General features: G+C 62.4%; 21 protein-coding genes. 7 read left to right on the top strand and 14 right to left on the bottom strand.

The genetic code is table 11. The features are described from left to right. The first annotated feature begins 15 nt into the window (after positions 1-15). Positions 16-552, top strand: coding sequence for an RNA 2',3'-cyclic phosphodiesterase (gene thpR / locus KI810_RS02610; RefSeq protein ID WP_214173921.1), 537 nt, complete (start codon positions 16-18; stop codon positions 550-552). Here thpR and KI810_RS02605 read toward each other — a convergent pair. From KI810_RS02605 to KI810_RS02590, 4 genes are read right to left on the bottom strand one after another with little or no spacing between them, the layout of a single operon-like run. Beyond that, the gene (locus tag KI810_RS02605) at positions 534-827 is read right to left on the bottom strand and encodes a DUF2288 domain-containing protein (protein WP_214173920.1); all 294 of its coding nucleotides are present in this window, start codon (positions 825-827) and stop codon (positions 534-536) included. The two genes, thpR and KI810_RS02605, sit on opposite strands and share 19 nt — an antisense overlap. Further along, complete coding sequence (locus KI810_RS02600) at positions 824-1558, bottom strand: DUF1847 domain-containing protein (RefSeq protein WP_214173919.1); 735 nt, start codon at positions 1556-1558, stop codon at positions 824-826. The genes KI810_RS02605 and KI810_RS02600 overlap by 4 nt, the downstream gene beginning before the upstream one ends. A 59-nt stretch (positions 1559-1617) precedes the next feature. Then, positions 1618-2277: an NUDIX hydrolase gene (locus KI810_RS02595; protein WP_214173918.1), complete on the bottom strand. Its 660-nt coding sequence runs from the start codon at positions 2275-2277 to the stop codon at positions 1618-1620. A 10-nt stretch (positions 2278-2287) separates the two neighbouring features. Then, on the bottom strand, positions 2288-2947 hold the full coding sequence (locus KI810_RS02590) for a YceH family protein (RefSeq protein ID WP_214173917.1): 660 nt from the start codon (positions 2945-2947) through the stop codon (positions 2288-2290). A 378-nt stretch (positions 2948-3325) separates the two neighbouring features. Between KI810_RS02590 and KI810_RS02585 the strand changes: the two genes are divergently transcribed. Continuing rightward, positions 3326-5095, top strand: coding sequence for a DUF4388 domain-containing protein (locus KI810_RS02585; protein WP_214173916.1), 1770 nt, complete (start codon positions 3326-3328; stop codon positions 5093-5095). A 47-nt stretch (positions 5096-5142) separates the two neighbouring features. Further along, the gene (locus tag KI810_RS02580; RefSeq protein ID WP_214173915.1) at positions 5143-6216 is read left to right on the top strand and encodes a type IV pilus twitching motility protein PilT; all 1074 of its coding nucleotides are present in this window, start codon (positions 5143-5145) and stop codon (positions 6214-6216) included. A 120-nt stretch (positions 6217-6336) separates the two neighbouring features. On the opposite strand, the gene KI810_RS02575 is transcribed toward KI810_RS02580, so the two are convergent. Both KI810_RS02575 and KI810_RS02570 read right to left on the bottom strand, forming a co-directional pair. Beyond that, entirely contained in the window at positions 6337-6672 is a 336-nt protein-coding gene (locus KI810_RS02575) for a hypothetical protein (RefSeq protein ID WP_214173914.1), read from the bottom strand. Between the two features lie 10 nt (positions 6673-6682). Beyond that, the gene (locus tag KI810_RS02570; RefSeq protein ID WP_214173913.1) at positions 6683-8125 is read right to left on the bottom strand and encodes a hypothetical protein; all 1443 of its coding nucleotides are present in this window, start codon (positions 8123-8125) and stop codon (positions 6683-6685) included. 241 nt (positions 8126-8366) lie between these two features. Here KI810_RS02570 and KI810_RS02565 point away from each other — a divergent pair, with 241 nt between their 5' ends. From KI810_RS02565 to KI810_RS02550, 4 genes are all read left to right on the top strand, one after another. Continuing rightward, positions 8367-8867, top strand: coding sequence for an FKBP-type peptidyl-prolyl cis-trans isomerase (locus tag KI810_RS02565; protein WP_214173912.1), 501 nt, complete (start codon positions 8367-8369; stop codon positions 8865-8867). 5 nt (positions 8868-8872) lie between these two features. Continuing rightward, positions 8873-9877 (top strand): tRNA dihydrouridine synthase, encoded by a 1005-nt coding sequence (locus tag KI810_RS02560; RefSeq protein ID WP_246525116.1) that lies wholly within the window; start codon positions 8873-8875, stop codon positions 9875-9877. 4 nt (positions 9878-9881) lie between these two features. Then, positions 9882-10115, top strand: coding sequence for a DUF3820 family protein (locus KI810_RS02555; RefSeq protein ID WP_214173911.1), 234 nt, complete (start codon positions 9882-9884; stop codon positions 10113-10115). Between the two features lie 93 nt (positions 10116-10208). Continuing rightward, on the top strand, positions 10209-10499 hold the full coding sequence (locus tag KI810_RS02550; protein ID WP_214173910.1) for a hypothetical protein: 291 nt from the start codon (positions 10209-10211) through the stop codon (positions 10497-10499). Between the two features lie 62 nt (positions 10500-10561). Here the strand turns inward: KI810_RS02550 and KI810_RS02545 are convergent, their stop codons facing one another. From KI810_RS02545 to KI810_RS02510, 8 genes are all read right to left on the bottom strand, one after another. Further along, positions 10562-10933, bottom strand: a complete 372-nt coding sequence (locus tag KI810_RS02545; protein ID WP_214173909.1) for a DUF2784 domain-containing protein — start codon at positions 10931-10933, stop codon at positions 10562-10564. Positions 10934-10997: 64 nt separating this feature from the next. Next, positions 10998-11618 carry an HAD family hydrolase gene (locus KI810_RS02540; protein ID WP_214173908.1) on the bottom strand — a complete coding sequence of 207 codons (621 nt, stop codon included), beginning with the start codon at positions 11616-11618 and terminating at the stop codon, positions 10998-11000. 67 nt (positions 11619-11685) lie between these two features. Beyond that, positions 11686-12495, bottom strand: a complete 810-nt coding sequence (locus KI810_RS02535; protein WP_214173907.1) for a protoheme IX farnesyltransferase — start codon at positions 12493-12495, stop codon at positions 11686-11688. Continuing rightward, positions 12492-13400, bottom strand: a complete 909-nt coding sequence (gene coxB / locus KI810_RS02530) for a cytochrome c oxidase subunit II (protein WP_214173906.1) — start codon at positions 13398-13400, stop codon at positions 12492-12494. The genes KI810_RS02535 and coxB overlap by 4 nt, the downstream gene beginning before the upstream one ends. A 9-nt stretch (positions 13401-13409) precedes the next feature. Next, complete coding sequence (locus tag KI810_RS02525) at positions 13410-13691, bottom strand: cytochrome C oxidase subunit IV family protein (RefSeq protein ID WP_214173905.1); 282 nt, start codon at positions 13689-13691, stop codon at positions 13410-13412. 146 nt (positions 13692-13837) lie between these two features. Continuing rightward, entirely contained in the window at positions 13838-14440 is a 603-nt protein-coding gene (locus KI810_RS02520) for a cytochrome c oxidase subunit 3 family protein (RefSeq protein ID WP_214173904.1), read from the bottom strand. Next, positions 14437-16065, bottom strand: a complete 1629-nt coding sequence (ctaD, locus tag KI810_RS02515) for a cytochrome c oxidase subunit I (protein WP_214173903.1) — start codon at positions 16063-16065, stop codon at positions 14437-14439. The genes KI810_RS02520 and ctaD overlap by 4 nt, the downstream gene beginning before the upstream one ends. 87 nt (positions 16066-16152) lie before the next feature. Further along, on the bottom strand, positions 16153-17007 hold the full coding sequence (locus tag KI810_RS02510) for an SCO family protein (protein ID WP_214173902.1): 855 nt from the start codon (positions 17005-17007) through the stop codon (positions 16153-16155).

The following is a 17007-nucleotide window of genomic DNA, read 5'->3' as shown; positions in this document are numbered from 1 at the left end:
ACGGAGGGAATGGCCATGCCACGACTGTTTGTCGCCATTGATCTGCCGGGAAACGTCAGAGAGGAACTGGTGAGCCTGCGGAAGGAGTTGCCGGGGGGACGGTGGGTGGCAGGTGACCAGCTACACCTCACCCTCCGGTTCATCGGGGACGTCGAGGCGCAGCAGCAGAGGGACATCGACGCGGCGTTACGCCATGTCCGCGAAGAGCCTTTCAGTCTGACCCTCCGCCAGGTAGGACATTTCGGCCGGCCGGGACGGGTTCTCTGGGTCGGCATGGACCTTTCCCTCCGGCTTCTGTCTCTGCAACGGGAGATAGAAGCAGCTCTTGTCCGGGCGGGTGTCCCGCCGGAGGAACGCCCCTTCTCTCCCCACATCACCCTGGCCCGCCTGAAGGGGACTCCCCACCACCTGCTCGCCCCCTATGAAGAAGAGCACCGGTGGTTCACCGCCACACCTTTCCCGGTGGCGGAGTTCCATCTCTACTCCAGCACCCTCACTCCCCGCGGGGCTCTGCACCGGCGGGAAGGGACCTATCAGTTGACCAGTTCCTGAATCAGGACATAGGGACTCACCACCAGCATCCGGAACCGCCGGTCGGGAGCCGCATCCCATGCCACCAGTTGCGCGTCCGTCGGTTTCCCCAGATCTCCGGCCGCGATCCAGGACTGGATAGCGGCCGCGTCGTCCGCAGCCACCCGTGCTCCCACCTCAGCCAGGTCCAGCAGGTGCGATACTACGACAAGCCCACCCCGCTCGCCATGGGGGCGCAGCCACCCCCACTCCGCCACATCCACCTGCAAGGCCAGTTCTTCCCGGTTCACCGTCATTCCTGCTCCTTCCCGGTCAGTACTGGCTGTTTCTGCAGCCTTTTGTAATAAAAATTCTGGCCATAGAGCACCGCCACCGGATTATGTCCCGTCACCCGGTCCTTGCAGACGAGGGTCGTCACCGGTGCCTTGGAATACTTGGCAAAGAGCATGTCGTGACCGACGCAGAGGCCGACGATGATGTTCATCTCCGTCCCGTGCAGATTGCAGAGCTCGGCCTGGGCGATGGGATTGCAGGCGGGCTCGAAGGTGCCGGGACGGACCTTGTCTTTCTCCGCCAGCCCCAGTTCGAGCTTGTCGATGCTCCCCGCCTTGCAGCAGACCGACAGAGGCTCCAACCCCTGGGCATGGAGAATGGCAGTGAGCTTCTCCGTTTCATACAGAAGCCCGATACAGGTGGCGATACCAATCCTCTTCCACCCCATGAGCTTTGCCAGGGCAATGGTATCCTCCACCCTCGTCCAGCGGGCATTGACCGCGTCGCTTCCCGGAACCGGCTGATAGCAGAGTCCTTCCACCTTCGCCGCCACAAACGCGAGACAGGCATCCTCGCTGTCGTCGGTGTAGCGGTCAAAGGAATTCCTGACCACATCTTCACTGGAACTCGACGGACAGTTTGCCGGCCGGGGGGGTGCCGTTGACGGATCCCCGCTCCAGCAGTTGGTGGTGCCGCTTTTCTGCCAGACTGCACTGCATGCGGCACAGCCAGGCAATTTTTTTTCGTCGCTCACAATGACCTCCCTGTATTTTTCAAATCCGTATCGGCTGTCGACCCGCCTCCCGGAACCCGTTACGGGTCCGGCGGCGGAAAGTGATTCCCCATGATTTCCAGGAACTGCATGACGAGCCGATAGGTAATCCCCCAGAGCACCGGCTTTCCTGCCACCGGAAGGCGGATGGAAGGGCGCTCGAAGGTATTCGCGCCGAAACGGACCGGTGCCATGACGTGGCGAGTCGGGGTCACGAGTTCGGCAAGCGGCACCCAGAAAGCATCCCGCACCTCATCGCTGAAACTGAACGGGCCGACCGACCCGGTTCCGTAGACAAAGCAGGAGATCCGCACCGGCAGGTGGGCGCCGACGATGTCGGCAAGGCGGCCGAGATAACGGGCATGGTCGAGGTCGAGGTCAAGCTCTTCGCGGGTTTCCCGCTCCGCTGCCTCCCGTGGGCCGCCGTCCCCCTCTTCCACCTTGCCGCCGGGAAACCCGATATCCCCCGACCAGGGGTCACCAGAACGGGAAGCCCGCTCGATGAAGAGGACTTCCGGACCGGCTGTCCCTTCACGGATGACAAGGGCAACGGCTGCATGGTTCAACCCCGGCGTGGCGGGGTGCTCAGGCACGTATCCCGCCAGACCGCGCTCAATGTCGGCAAGGGTAACCTGCGCCAGAAACTGGTGAACCGGTCGGCAAAATTCGTCGGATTCGTGACGATAATCGGGGTTCGGCATGGACACCCTTCTATTCAAACTGGGACTGGAACTCCCTGACCATCCGGCGCAATTCGGCAACTTCCAGGCGGAGCCCGGCAACTTCCTCTTCCATCCTGGCAATCCGGTCGTTTTCGGCCATCACCCGGAGCCGGGCAGGTTCAGGGGATGGGGAAAGCGACTCCACCGTCAATTCCGGCTCGCCGGAAAACAGATGGGCGTACCGCGACTCCTTCCGTCCCGGCTGGCGGGGGAGCTTGGTCACGAGGGGGGGCGTGCGCGCCAGCAGTTCTTCCAGAACCCCCTCCACGGCAGCCAGGTCGGGAAAGGAATACATCCGTTCGGCCCGGGTGCGCAGCTCGCCCACCGTCTGGGGTCCGCGCAGCAGGAGTTCGGCCAGAACCGCCAGCTCTGCGGGAGGAAAACGCAGCTTCTCCACCAGGGCATGGCGGTACTTCGGCACCCTCCCCCCTTCGGCAGACTGCAGCGCCAGCTGCTTGAAGCGGAGGGAATCGAGGGCCCGCACCACGTCGGCCTCCTCCAGGGCGAGCACCGGCTCCCGGTTGGACTTCTGGTTACAGGCATTGGTCAGGGCATTGAGAGAGAGGGGATAGTATTCCGGCGTGGTCAGCTCCTTTTCCACAAGGCAACCGAGCACCCGCACCTCCACGTCGTTGAGGATCGTTTCCACGGGGAACTCCTTTCGGGGTTGGATGATACCAGAAGGGGACCAGTATACCAATTTTTGCCGGGCGATGCATGGCTTTAATGCAAGGGGTGGCACCGAAAAACCCGCGAAAATATGGCAACCATTTTGCTTGTTCAACCACGCACTCCGGGAACAGGGACAAACCGGCCCGGTGCCGTGCCGCACGATGCGCGCCGGAAGGCCCCGACCTGCGGTTCAGGGAGAATGCGTCTGCCGCTTGCAAGTTTCGCCATTTTGCGGTTTAATGGTGCGGCTCGACGCAGAAAGCACCGACGGGACACCTTGGATCATTCCTGTTCCTGCCGGGAATCCCACAGGGGATGTTTTTTCTTGCCGCATCAGCCGAGAGAGGAGCCACCGATGTCTTTCACCGGAGACCTGGAACACCTGCCGATTGTCGACGTGATACAACTCCTGCATGCGACGAGAAAATCCGGCGTGCTGAATGTCCAGAGCCGCAAGGGAGAGAGCCAGCTGGTCTTCAAGGACGGCTACATCGTCAGCGCCAACCATCTCAACAGCAGCATCCGCCTCGGCGAAATCCTCATCAGCCTCAACGTCATCACCCCCGAAACCCTTGACCAGACCCTTCAGCAGCAACAGCAGGCCGGCGACGACCGCAAACCCCTGATTGTCATGCTGCTGGAAGCGGGGCTCGTAAAGGAGGAAGACGCCTACAAGGGGCTGGAACTTCTCATCGAACTGACCATCGTCGAGATGCTGACCTGGAAGCGGGGCTCCTTCAGCCTGGATGTGATGAGCCAGACGACCCCCGACGATTACCGGTACTACCCGGGGAAGATGGGGATGGAAGTCAACGTCGATACCCAGAGTATCCTGATGGACGCCCTTCGCATCTATGACGAGAAGATGCGTGACGGCGAACTGGAAGACGAGTCCCCCGAAGACGAGCCCCCTGCAGCACGGGATCTGCCGGGGGGTGCCCCGTCGTCCCTTCTTTCCGCTGACGATCTGGGACTGGGCGACCTGGACAAGCTGGAACGAAAAATTCCCGCGGTCTTCACGAGCCTTGACGACCGGTCCTCGGAGAGCGGCGGAACAGAGGATATGCCGGCCGAAACCGCGTCGGGCCTGGCCCAGCATGAGGGGGAAGAACTCCTGGCGTTCCTCGACAAGCCGGTGCGTTTCTGGGCGGAATCGGCCCCCACGGGGGGTCCGGTACCGTCCGTCATTCTCTTTACCGCCGACGAGATCCTTTCCTACTGCATCACGACGGTCTGCAAGCAGGAAGGGATCCATGTCTTCGCCAGCAGCGATGAACAGGATCTGGAGCACATCATCGACCAGTTCCTCTCGAAACGGAGAACCCCGATCCTCGTGCTCGACCGGCCGGGAAAACCTGACGGCCTGCCCGAGGAAAAAATTCTCCCCCTCCGGCAGCAGCTCCGGAAACAATTCCCCGGCGTCGCCATTATCCAGCTCACCTCCCCCCTCGACTACCCTTTTTCAATGCAGGCATACAAAGATGGTGTCAGGGGAATTATTCCCGCCCCTTCCCTGAAGGAGCGGAGGAATTCCTTCGTTCCGGACATGAAAAGCTTTCTGGAAGCCTTGCTGGAGTTCCTGTGCGGGTATATCCCCTCCCCGGCTGACCACCTCGTCGGCCGGCTCAGGACAAGCGTATCGGCTCTGCGGGGGATGAAGGAGGCACCGGATATCGCCTTCGCCCTCCTCCAGTTCATCGCTGATTCCTTCGAGCGGTCCCTCACCCTGATCGTCCGAGAGAAGGAACTGATCGCCGAAAAATCCTTCGGGATCAAAGGGGAAAAAGGACGTGGAGCAGCCCCCCCCCTCGGCTTCCGGATATCCCTTGCCCCCCCTTCCCAGTTCCGAACCGTTGTCGAAGAGGGTTCCGTCTATTTCGGGGAGACCACCGACCCGGTGGTCCGGGAACAGCTGTTCACTGCCATCGGGGCTCCGGCCCGTTCCACCATGCTCCTGCTCCCCCTGAGAAGCTTCGGCAAAACCATCGCCATCGTCTACGGCGACTTTGGACGAAACGAGGTCCCGGACGTCCCCGTCGACATGCTGGAAGTCCTGGCGAATTACGCGGGGCGGGCACTGGAATACGCCGTGGCCCGGAAAAAACGGGAAACCCCGGCCCCCTAGAGAATTGCAGACCGACATCACGAACATGCCATAGCGAGGAAAATTCCATGGACCTGAAAACATTGCAGCAGATACTGGAAATCGCCTTTGAAAAGAGGGTGTCGGACGTGCACTTCGAAGTCGACAACCCCCCCTTTTTCCGGGCCCGCGGCCAGCTGGTCCGCTCCAAGCTCCCCAACCTGACACCCCAGGACACCGTTTTCATAGCCCAGACCATCATCGAGCACAACAACCGCAAGGTACCGGCAGACATCAAGGAGCTCGATTCTTCCTACTCCCTTCCCAACGGGGGGAGGTTCAGGGTCAGCATCTTCCGCCAGCGGGGGAACGTGGGGATCGTCATGCGGGTGATCCCCCCCCGCGTGAGCACCTTCCAGGAACTGAACCTTCCGCCGGTGCTGTCGGAAATCGTCAAGGCTCCCAACGGGCTCATCCTCGTCACCGGCCCGACCGGCAACGGCAAGTCCACCACCCTGGCCGCCATGCTCCGCTATCTGAACGAGAACTTCAGCTTCAACATCATCACCATCGAAGACCCCATCGAGTTCCTCTTCACGTCGGACAAGAGCTGCATCATCCAGCGGGAGGTGGGAATCGACACCGAGAATTTCTCCGCCGCCCTGCGGGCCGCGCTCCGCATGGACCCGGACGTCATCATGGTGGGGGAGATGCGGGACCTGGAGACCATCGACTCCTGCATCAAGGCTGCGGAGACCGGCCACCTGGTCTTTTCCACCCTCCACACCCAGAGCGCCGGCTCCACCATCAACCGGCTCCTCGGCAATTTCCCCCCCGAAGCCCAGGAAGTCATCCGCCAGCGGCTTGCGGACATCCTGGTCGCCACCGTCTCCCTGCGCCTCATAAAAGACAAGACCGGCGAGCGGATCGTCCCGGTGGTGGAGGTAATGCGCTCCACGACGACCATCCAGGCGTGCATCCGGGAAGGGCGGCTCGACGAGCTGGACCGGCACATCGAGAACGGCCGGTCCCAGTACCAGATGCAGTCACTGGATCAGCATCTTGTCCAGCTCTGCCAGCAGGACATCATAACCTTCGAGCAGGCGAAACGGATCACCCGGTCCATGGACCTGGAGCGAAAACTCACCTTCGAAAACGAGTAATCCGGCAAAAGCAGGTGCAGGTCAACATGAAAAAGGGGCGGAGCGCTTTTCACCAAGCGCCTCGCCCCTTTTATTCTTGTCATTCCTTCAGCTGCTACTCTCTTCTCCGCTCCCGCCCGTTCATGGGCCCGGACCGCTGACCACCCGCACCGGTTCGAAGCAGTTGCTGAAACGGGGCTCCGGCGAAGTGCAGAGAGCCCCTTCGAGAGAGACCTTCTGCCCCTGGTACCTCTTTCGCAGCTCGTCAAGCAGGGGGCCAAGGAGGAGGTAGTCCTTCCCTCTCACCCCACCGGCCGTCGTCAGGACCAGCCGGGTGAACGGTTCGTTTCCCACCACCCGTACCGTCCCGGTGAGGGTCGTGGCACCCGGTTTTCTCACCCCCATGGCACACCCCTGGGTGGCGAGGAGCAGAAGCAACAGCCCGCTTAACGGACCGAACAACCGTTTTGTCATCATCGATTCCTCCTCAAAACTGCGGCCTTATTCCCTGGGCACTGAGCCCCTTGGTCCGGTCCCGGAGGCTCGGCCCGATATCGACCCGCTGGGGCTTGCCACCCATCGCCGCCCTTGCCAGGACGTACGGGCTGGCATTCGCCGCCGCCAGCACCTGCGCCGGCGACATGTCGGCCCGGACCACCGTACTGCCGCTCGTCGCGGACCCCGCAGGGTTCTGGACGACCAGGTATCCCGTGCCGGTAAAGCTGTAGATGGTTCCCGAGGTCATGTCGAAGGTCGCGGCACTGCTCCCCGCGTCGACAAAGGCCCCCTTCTCGGTGACAGCCGTCGGCGTCCAGGTGATGGAACCGGCCGGCGGAGTGACCGGCGTGTAGCTGTAGAATCCGAGACTCCACGGATCGAGGGGCTGGAGGGTGGTGGCATTCTGCCGGGAGGCGGGGAAAAGCCCCGGGATGGGCATGCCGTCATAGGTCCCGGGCCAGGTGTTGATGGAGGTATAGGACCACTCGGGATGTCCCGCCGGGACCGGGACGGTGGTGCCGTTCCCGTAATAGTTCGCCATGGCCCAGTCCCGGAACGTGCCGGTGAAATCCTTGGGATAGGCGGCCGCCGTAAGAGCGCTATTGACCGAGGCGATGCCGGTCAGGCCGTTATGAAGCATCCGGAAGAAGATATCGCTTCCGACCCGGTCCTTGTAGTACTGGGCCCACATGTAGACTACCCCGTAATCCACGAAGGAATCGTTCCAGCCGGTCAGCGAATCGGAGGGGGCGTGCTGGAAGGTGTTCACCGCCTCGTAGTCGGCCCCGTAGCCGCAGTAGGCCGGGGCCACCATCCCCATGGCCTCGTCCAGCCAGGTATCGTCGTTCACCCCCCGCAGACGATTTTTCTGTTCCCAGTGGATCATGTGCTGGAATTCGTGGGCGAGGGTCCGGAAAAAATCGGTGCTCCCCGGCACGAAGTTCGTCCCCAGGGCCGGGTTGACATTCATGTAGAACATCTCTTTCTGGTTCGAATTTGCATGGGCAAGCTCGTTAGCCGGGTCGAAGAACCCGGCGATGAAGCTCGGGGCTGCAGGAAGGTTGAAGCCGTCCCTGATGTTGAGAAGGAGGATGAATATCTTCGGGTCGTTGTCCACCCCCGGATTCGGCTCGCTGCCAAACGCGGCGATTTCGCTGGTATAGATGTTGTTGTCGAACTGGTTCACCATCTCGCTGATGGCCGCCGGAGCGACAGCCTGCCCTTGCTCCAGGTAGACGTAGCAGTGAGCCCCTTCCGCCACCTTGTTCGCCGTAACCTGGTAGTAGCTGTTGCTGGTGAAATCCACGGCCCAGAACTGGGTTCCCGTTGATGGTGCAGGTGGTTGTATGACGCCCGTCGCGCCACCACCCCCCCCGCCCCCGCAACCGGCCAGAACGGCGAGCCCCCACAGAATCACTATCAGTCGCTTCATATTCCCCTCTTTCCCCCTATGCTACCGGATATCCGTGGTCCCCACTCTTCGCCCACGACAGGCAGTATCGGTTGACAGTATACCAACCTTGACCATGCAATGCATCAGGTTTTCCTCTCCCGCCATCAGCGCGGGGAAACAAATGGTAGAGAAATTTAACTGGACTGCCGGCCGCTTTTCCACGTACTCTAGGCAAGGCAGAAATTTCACGTGGTTAAGTATATCAGAGAAAGGTACGGGCATGGCACAGGCACAGAAGGGCGACAACGTAAAATTCGATTACACCGGCACGCTGGAGGACGGCACCGTCTTCGATTCAACGCTGGAAAGCGACGACTGCGGGCATGAAGATTGCGACACCGATGCGTGCGAGGATGAAGGATGCGGCTGCGGTTGCGAAAGCGGGCCGATGGAGCTGACCATCGGTAGCGGGGAGTTTTTCTCCCAGATCGAGGATGCGCTGGTGGGAATGGCCCCCGGCGACAAGAAATCGGTGACCATCGCCGCCGAAGACGCTTTCGGCGACTACGACGAGACAAAGGTGTTCACGGTCCCGCGAAGCGATGTCCCCGCGGACCTCAACCCGGAAATCGGCGATCAGCTCGTGCTTGCCAACGACGAAGACGAGGAGATCGGCGTGACCGTGACCGGGGTAAGCGAAGAGAGCATCACCTTCGACGCCAATCACCCTTTGGCGGGTGAGAACCTCACCTTCCACCTGGAACTGGTGGAGATCCTCTAGACACCATGGGGAATGAAGCACCGCAGCAATCCGCCCCGGCCGCCGTGAAACCGGCACACCTCCCTTGGCGGCCGGGGGAGCCCCCCCTCATGCTCGCCCCCATGCAAGGCCTCACCAACCGGGCCATGCGTGCCCTTTTCATTGACTGGGTGCGCCCCGACACGGTTTTTACCGAGTTCATGCGGGTCAATCCCGCGGCAGCCAGGAAGCGCCTCTCCGCAGGGGACCTGCGGGAGATCGCCCCGGCTGAAGGGGGAGTTCCCCTGGTCGTCCAGCTGATCGGCCACGGAACGGAGGCGCTGGTATCGGCTGCCCGGGCGGCCCAGGCCGCCGGTGCCGTGCACCTGAACCTCAATCTGGGATGTCCCTACGGAAGAATGACCAGCGGCCTCACCGGGGGAGGAATCCTCCGCCGCCCCGCGGAACTGGAAGAGATCATCCCTTCCCTGCGCCGTGCAGTTTCCGGCACCTTCTCCGTCAAGCTCCGCGCCGGTTACGACGATCATCGCCAGGTCTTTTCCCTCCTCCCCCTCTTCGAGGCGGCCGGGGTCGATTATCTCGTGCTTCACCCCCGTACCGTGGTCCAGGAATACGAAGGGTTGGCTGACCACGCCGTGACCGCCGACGTCGTACGCCAGACCCGGCTGCCGGTCATCGCCAACGGCGACATCCGGAGCGCTGCAGACGGCATGCGCGTTTTGCGGGAAACGGGAGCCGCCGGGCTGATGCTCGGCCGGGGTGCCATCGCCGACCCCCTGCTGTTCCAAAGGCTACGGGGACTGTCGGCGGCGGAGCCGAACCGGCAGGAGCGGGCGGCGGCGCTGCAACGCTACCTGCAGGACCTGCTGGACCGTTACCGTGACCTGTTCTGCGGCGAGACCCAGGTCCTGAACAAGGTCAAGGGGGTTCTCGCCACCATGGACGATCCCTCTTTCGCGCGGGAGGTCAAACAGCTCCGGAAGGCCGGCACCATCCGGGTCTTTACGGCCATTCTCGACGGTCTGGAGTGAACCGATGGACAGCGTGCCCCAACCGGACCACCGGGCGCTTCTCGAACTTGCCCGCCAGCGGATGCCCTTCGGCAGATACGAAGGCCGACTCCTGATCGACCTCCCCGAGCCCTATGTCGTCTGGTTCTCCCGGCAGGGATTTCCCGACGGGAAGCTCGGCGACATGCTCCGGGCAGTTTACGAAATCAAGGTCAACGGGCTGGAATTCCTGTTCGACCCATTGCGTCACCACCCCTGACAGTTGTTCCCGCATCAATTCCGGGGTATGATCTCAGGCACCACGTCGGCCGGAGGAGCAGTAAAACCGGCGGCACAGAAGGAGGAAACATCCATGCAGGAATTTCTCAAATACCTGGCGTTGTTGATGGCACTGATGGTCTGTTATCAGCTTTACGCCTTCTCCGTTTCCCGCATCGGCAAGGAAAAACAGGAACAATGCCAGTCGCTGGGAATCGTGTTCATGTCGATCGGCATCGTCAGCCTCATGTTCCGCACCATCCCGACATTCATGGGGGGGCTCGTCCTCATCATGCTCGGATTCCGCCTCATCGCCCAGGGGCTCGACCGGTTGAACAAGACAACGTTCATCGACCAGTACGAAGAAGACAAGGAAGCGGAGTAGCCCGTTACCCCTGCTTCCCAATCCTCAACGCTAACGGGCACAGGCGAGGGTTCGGCCCGGAATCACCTGCGTTTGTCGAGGGAGCGCCGCCAGAGGCGGGCATAGATGGCAAGATTGATGAGGAAGGCCACCAGGCCGAAAACGAGCTGGGAATCACGGGTAAGGCCAAGAGGGTAGAGAAGAGGCTCCAGGTACCGTTCGATAAATGTCCCGCCGTAGCTCGCCACTCCTCCCAGCCGCCGGAACCGGTTTTCCAGGAAGGTGAGGGGGCAGACCCACCCCCCCAGTTCGATCATGACCCCCCAGACGGCAGCCGGCAGGTGAAGCCACGCCAGGCGCTGCCAGCGCAGCACTGCAATCCCACCGAACAGCACGAAGAGCACGAACAGGGCGTGGAGGAGAACCGTCATGTCTGCAAGGATAAGGTAGGGCATGGGTTTTCACCGTCGCCGAACGGAAGGGTCTGACGGCAGGAAGGACACCCCTTTCCCTCGGAGATCAGGCACCAACAAGTTCCGGAAGCTGATAGACCGTGTCGAGCCGCCAGCGGGCGGCACCGAAATCTCCCCCCTCGTTGAGAGAGCCGGGAATGGCCGCCACCGCCAGTCCCGCCCGCGCGGCCGCGGTCACCCCCCGCTCCGAATCCTCCACCGCCAGGCAGTCGCCGGGCAAAAGGCCGGCACGGGCGCAGGCGGTCAGGTACGGTTCCGGGTCGGGCTTGGAACTGCCATAGTCCTCGCGGGTGAGGACGAAATCGAAAAATCCGAGAAGTCCGCTCCTGTGGTGCATCCGCAGGAAATTATCCCGGCGGCAGCTGGTGACGATCGCCATGGGTAGCCGCCCGTGGAGCCTCGCCAGAATCTCCGGCACCCCCGGAATCACCTCCGCCTCCGCCGTCAGGAGCTCCCGGTAGCGGATGTCCCGCCACCCCCGCACCTCCGCCTCACCACCGGGAGCAAGCTGCAGCACGCTCTCCCCCCGCCGGAGCGATATCTCACGGAACGTATCGAGGGTCAGCTCCACCCCCGCCCGGGCCAGCGCTTCCGCATTGGCGCGGTAGTAAAGTTGCTCCGTCTCCATCAGTACGCCGTCATTGTCCCAGAATATGGCCTTGAACATAGTGCCCCATCTTAGCACATACCGGATCGTTTGTGTGCCGGCATCTGCAACCCGGAGGGTCGCAGGTCTACCGGCTGAAGAGGAGCAGGGTCAGCAGGAGGGGAAAGAGGTTGAGGGATGAAAAGATGACCGTTTCGGAGCGGACAAGGGAGACGATACCGAGGGCGAGCGGCAGGAGGGGAAACCAGACGGTGCCGGGATTCCCGATGACGCCGAATGCCGGCAGGAGCAGCGTACCGGCAACCAGGGCGGCAAGCCAGAGACGGCAGATACCGGCGGGAAAGGAATCACCCGATCGCAAGCGGAGGAGCGGGATGCCGGCCCGCCGGTAGTCGTCGGCATGACGCAACTGGAGGAACCAGAAGTGGGGAATCTGCCAGAGGTAGAGGAGACCAGCGAGAAGCACCACGGGATAATCGACCGGCGACCCGCCGGCGCTGCACCAGCCGATGACCGGCGGGATGGCGCCGCAGACGGCACCGGCCGCCAGGGCCAACGAGGTGCGCCGTTTGAGAGGGGTGTACAGGACAAGATACCATGCGAGGGCAGCACCACCCAGCAATGCCGGCAGCCAGCGACCCGCCAGTACGAGCACCAGCGAGCCAGCCAGCAGAAGGGTGCAGCCGGCGACTGTGGCACCCGTCAGCGTCAGCTTCCCTGCCGGAAGAGGGCGGAGCCGGGTCCTCTCCATGAGCCGGTCGATGTCCCGCTCCAGAACCTGGTTGAGCGCCGACCCCGCCGCAGCCAGGAGCACCACGCCGGCAAAGAGCGCACCCAGTCGCACCGAGTCAATCTCCCCCGGGAAAAGGAGATATCCCCCCACCGCCGTAACACCGTTCAGAAGCGCAAGCCGCGGCCGGAACAGAGCCCCTCTCATTTTGCCCTCTTCAGGAACTCGACTATCGCCCTCACCTCGTCGCGGGACAGGTCCGGGAAGGGGGGCATGACCGGCTGGTACCCCTTCACCACGTCGGCGCCCGGATCGAGGATCGAGTGCTGCAGGTACTCCTCGTCCACCGTGATGACCCGCTCGGCGCCTCCCGTCAGGACCGTCACGCTCCGCCCGAAAAGCCCCTTGAAGGTCGGTCCCACCTTGGTCGACCCGTCGAGGGAATGGCAGCCGAGACAACCATGTTTTTCCAGAAGCGCCTTCCCCGCATCCCCCCCGGCTTTCTCCTCCTCCTGCAGCCATGCCGTGAACGCGGCCTCGGGGATCGCCTCGACCGTGGTGATCATTGCCGAATGGCCTTCACCGCAGTACACGGAGCAGAACAGGTCATAGGAACCTGCCCTGGTCGCCACGAACCAAGCGTGGTTGTTCTTCATCCCCGGCACCACGTCCCGCTTGACCCGGAAGGCGGGAAGGTAGAAGCCGTGCAGCACGTCCCCGGAAACCAGGTTCACGAGCACCGGTTTCCCAACCGGGACATACAGCCTGGGACTGGTCCTGCCGTTGGCGTAGGTAAAGCTCCAGGACCACATCCGGGCCGTGGCCGTTACCTGCAGCGCGTCCCGGGGTACGTTGCGAAGCGCCAGGTACCCGGCCCAGCCGTAGTAGAACATCGCCATGACGAGAATGGTGGGAAGGGCGGTCCAGAGAATCTCCAGCCAGATGCTGCTTTCCGCGCGGGAGGTCGGCTCCGGCGCGCGGGAACGGTGATAGCGGACGACGAACCCCACCATGGTCGCGGTGATGCCTACGAGCAGCAGAAGGCTGACCCCGAAGATGAACATGAATACCGGGTCCACCGCCCGGTTTGTGGTGATCAGGTTTGGGTCCACGACAGGTCCTTACCGGTAGAGCACATCGAAAAAAGTCAGGCCGATAAAACAGGCCAGAGTAACTAGGGTCACGAACAACAGTCCGCGCAGGAGTCTCCCTTCATAGCGCATGTGCATGAAAAAGGCGATCACCAGCCCCCCCTTGAGGGCGGCGATGGCGAGGGAACCCCAGACATGGCCGATGCCCAGGCTGTGCCGGGAAACCCAGACCGTGAGGGCCGTCAGGGCCATGAGCCCGAGCCAGACCGCCGTCAGTGTTCTGTAGCCGATGACATGCGTAGTAGTGTTCATTGCTTCTCCAAGAACCCCCTATCCCAAGGCTGCGGATTTTGCGCCAGATCGTCGCACCCGGAGGAGAGACTGCAGAGGCGTAGCAGCGCTACGCCACACAAAGGAGCGACGAGGACGGCGGCGAGATGGCGTATAAGTCGCAGCCCCTACAGGACCAGGTAGTAGAGGGGGAAGATGAAAATCCAGACCAAGTCCACCAGGTGCCAGTAGAGGGCGCCGTTCTCGAGCCATATATAATCGCCGGCGTGGATACTCCCCCGCCCGACCCGCACCGCCACCACCGCCAGCAGTATCCCCCCTATCAGGACGTGCAGGCCGTGGAGGCCGGTGGTGAGATAGTAAAGACTGTAGAAGACCGACTCCCCGGCCGGACCCGCCACCAGCCGGGGAGAGCCGGGATAGATGCCGCGGCCGATCTCGGTGCCCCACTCCAGGTACTTGTCGACCAGGAAGAAGGCGGCGCAGACGACCGTCCCCCCCACGAGGACAAAGGCCAGGCGATGGTCGTCCCGCTTGACGGCGGTGACCGCCATGGCCACCAGCAGGCTGCTGGTAATGAGAATCACCGTGTTGACCGTTCCGAACACCAGGTGCATCTCCCTCCCCGCCGCGGCAAACTCGTGGGGATACCGGGAGAGGTAGACGGCGTAGAGTAGAAACAGCCCGCCGAAGAGGAGCAGTTCGGTGAAGAGGAAGAGCCACATGCCGAGCTTGGCACCGGCGTAGTCTTTGTGTGTCGGCTGGCTCACGGTATCCCCGCCCCCCTGAAATCGTACGGCCCGTGGGTCACCACCGGCTCCTTTGCAAAGTTCTCCGTGGGAGGCGGGGTCGGGATTGACCATTCCAGGGTCGCTCCCCCCCAGGGATTGTTACCGACCGGCTCTCCGCTCCGCAGTCCGCGGAACAGGTTCACGAGGAGTATCGCCAGCCCGACGGCAAGTATCCAGCTTCCCATGGTGGAGACGAAATTGAGACGGGCGAACTCGGGGAGGTAGTCGTAGTAGCGCCGTGGCATCCCTTCCATCCCGAGTACCATCATGGTGAAGTAGAGGATGTTGAAGCCGACGAACATGAGCCCCCAGCCGAGGATCGCCGGTTTCTCCGCATACCGGCGGCCGTAGAACTTGGGAAGCCAGTAGTGCATGGCGCCGAAGAAGGCGAAGCCGGAGCCGCCGAAGATGACGTAGTGGAAATGCCCCACCACGAAATGGGTGTCGTGGACATGGATGTCGGTGGCTGCCGCTCCGAGGATGAGCCCGGTCAGTCCTCCGATGGAGAAGAGGAGGATGAAGGAGAGGGCGAAGAGCATGGGGGCCTCCAGGGAGATGGAGCCCCGGTAGAGGGTGGAGACCCAGTTGAAGACCTTGATGGCCGACGGGATGGCGACGACGAAGGTGAGGAAGGAGAAGACCAGGATGGCGGTATCGCTCATGCCGCTGGTAAACATGTGATGCCCCCAGACCAGCGAGCCGGCGGCGGCGATGGCGAGGCTGGAGAAGGCGATCATCCTGTAGCCGAAGATCGGCTTGCGGGAGAAGACCGGGATGATTTCCGTAACCACCCCCATGGCCGGCAGGATCATGATGTAGACCGCCGGGTGGGAGTAGATCCAGAAGAGGTGCTGGTACATGAGGGGGTCGCCACCCCGCGCCGGGTCGAACAGGCCGGTGCCGAGAAGCCGTTCGGCGATGATGAGCACCAGCGTGATCCCCAAGATGGGGGTCGCCAGGATCTGCACCCAGGCGGTGGCATAGAGGGACCAGACGAAGAGCGGCAGCCGCCCCCAGGTCATTCCCTCGGCCCGCAGGCGATGGATGGTCGTAACGAAGTTGACGCCGGTCAGGATGGAGGAAAACCCGACGATGAAGACGCCGAAGACCGCCAGGGAGACGTTGGTGCCGGTCCGCTCGCTGAAGGGGAGGTAAAAGGTCCAGCCGGTGTCGGGGGGGCCGCCGCCGGTGAAAAGCGACGTGAGGATGATCGCCGCACCGGCGATGTAGAGCCACCAGGAGAAGAGGTTCAGGCGGGGGAAGGCCACGTCCCTGCTACCTATCTGGATCGGCATGACCAGGTTGCCGAAGGAACCCTGGAAGCCGGGGATGATGAAGAGGAAGACCATCACCACCCCATGGACGGTGAAGAGGGCATTGTAGGTCTGGGGCCCCATGATGGTCCGCCCCGGCGCCATCAGTTCGATCCGGATGAGCAGGCCGAGCAGCACGCCGACAAGAAAGAAGCCGAACACCGACCAGAAATAGAGCAGGCCGATCCGCTTGTGATCGGTGGAGAATATCCAGGAGGCGATGCCGGTTTTGCCCGTATCGATCCAGAACCCCCCCTTGCCGGCAGGAAGCATGTTTTCGGCAGGATTCATCGTCACTCCAAATTAAACCCGGATAACAGCGGATCAATCCCGGTTAAAAATCCGCGTTTATCCGCTTTTTCAGATATGATCCGTGTTCTATTGCCTTCCGTTTTTTCGGCCGGTCAGGAGCAGAAACGCCAGGAAGCCCCCCGTGCAGAGGATGACGACCGTGGCACTCACCCGCAGCAGGTTGAAGACGTAGGTTTTTCCTTCCGGGTCGAAGGTGAAGCAGTAGCCGACCACCTTGCGGATGGTCGTCCCCACCTTTCCTTCCCGGGCCTCCAGCAGTGCCAGGGTCAGGTCCTTGGGAAGAAAGGTCGTCCCGTACAGGTAACGGACAATAGTCCCGTCCGGGGCAACGACCATGCTCGCCACCGGGTGGATGAAGTCCCGCCCCTTCCGCTGGAAGCGGTAGCCGGCGGCTGCGGTCAGGCGGCGGACACTTTCGGCATCGCCGGTGAGAAAGCGCCACCCCTCCTCGGGAAAGGGGGCGTTCATGGAGGTCAGGTACATCCGCTTGTATTTCGCCGCCAGCTCCGGGGTCTCGGTCTCGTCGAAACTGACGGAGATGACCCGGTATTCCTCTCCCGGCTTCCGCTTCACCCCGGGTAGGGCGCTGGCCAGCCCCTGCTGGAGGAAATTGCAGACGTTGGTGCAGCTGTAGTAGACGGGAAGGATGACGGTCGGGACGGTCACCAGGTCCCCCAGGCGGACCGGCTTGCCGGTTTCGTCCCGAAAGGTGAGGTCAAGGGGGATCTTTTCCCCCAACCGTTCGGTGAGGCCGACCTTTGCCCCGTCATCCGGGCCGGAAACCATGCCGGCGTGGTCGTGCCCGCTGAACGGGTCCTCCGTGTGGGCCGCCGCGAGAACAGGCAGAAAAGCGCAGAGCACCAGCAGTGACGCCAGGAACGTGCGTGCGACGTGCCATCCTGTTCCGCACTGCCGTCCCAT

This window comes from Geomobilimonas luticola (assembly GCF_018476905.1).
In the GTDB taxonomy this organism is placed as follows: Bacteria; Desulfobacterota; Desulfuromonadia; order Geobacterales; family Geobacteraceae; genus Geomobilimonas; species Geomobilimonas luticola.
This window is presented reverse-complemented; position numbering and strand designations above follow the sequence as displayed.

Bases quoted from the DNA above. Each gene is read 5' to 3' on its own strand.
- thpR (WP_214173921.1), top strand. From the start codon at position 16: ATGCCACGACTGTTTGTCGCCATTGATCTGCCGGGAAACGTCAGAGAG.
- KI810_RS02605 (WP_214173920.1), bottom strand. From the start codon at position 827: ATGACGGTGAACCGGGAAGAACTGGCCTTGCAGGTGGATGTGGCGGAG.
- KI810_RS02595 (WP_214173918.1), bottom strand. From the start codon at position 2,277: ATGCCGAACCCCGATTATCGTCACGAATCCGACGAATTTTGCCGACCG.
- KI810_RS02585 (WP_214173916.1), top strand. From the start codon at position 3,326: ATGTCTTTCACCGGAGACCTGGAACACCTGCCGATTGTCGACGTGATA.
- KI810_RS02580 (WP_214173915.1), top strand. From the start codon at position 5,143: ATGGACCTGAAAACATTGCAGCAGATACTGGAAATCGCCTTTGAAAAG.
- KI810_RS02575 (WP_214173914.1), bottom strand. From the start codon at position 6,672: ATGATGACAAAACGGTTGTTCGGTCCGTTAAGCGGGCTGTTGCTTCTG.
- KI810_RS02570 (WP_214173913.1), bottom strand. From the start codon at position 8,125: ATGAAGCGACTGATAGTGATTCTGTGGGGGCTCGCCGTTCTGGCCGGT.
- KI810_RS02565 (WP_214173912.1), top strand. From the start codon at position 8,367: ATGGCACAGGCACAGAAGGGCGACAACGTAAAATTCGATTACACCGGC.
- KI810_RS02560 (WP_246525116.1), top strand. From the start codon at position 8,873: ATGGGGAATGAAGCACCGCAGCAATCCGCCCCGGCCGCCGTGAAACCG.
- KI810_RS02555 (WP_214173911.1), top strand. From the start codon at position 9,882: ATGGACAGCGTGCCCCAACCGGACCACCGGGCGCTTCTCGAACTTGCC.
- KI810_RS02550 (WP_214173910.1), top strand. From the start codon at position 10,209: ATGCAGGAATTTCTCAAATACCTGGCGTTGTTGATGGCACTGATGGTC.
- KI810_RS02545 (WP_214173909.1), bottom strand. From the start codon at position 10,933: ATGCCCTACCTTATCCTTGCAGACATGACGGTTCTCCTCCACGCCCTG.
- KI810_RS02540 (WP_214173908.1), bottom strand. From the start codon at position 11,618: ATGTTCAAGGCCATATTCTGGGACAATGACGGCGTACTGATGGAGACG.
- KI810_RS02535 (WP_214173907.1), bottom strand. From the start codon at position 12,495: ATGAGAGGGGCTCTGTTCCGGCCGCGGCTTGCGCTTCTGAACGGTGTT.
- KI810_RS02525 (WP_214173905.1), bottom strand. From the start codon at position 13,691: ATGAACACTACTACGCATGTCATCGGCTACAGAACACTGACGGCGGTC.
- ctaD (WP_214173903.1), bottom strand. From the start codon at position 16,065: ATGAATCCTGCCGAAAACATGCTTCCTGCCGGCAAGGGGGGGTTCTGG.
- KI810_RS02510 (WP_214173902.1), bottom strand. From the start codon at position 17,007: ATGGGACGGCAGTGCGGAACAGGATGGCACGTCGCACGCACGTTCCTG.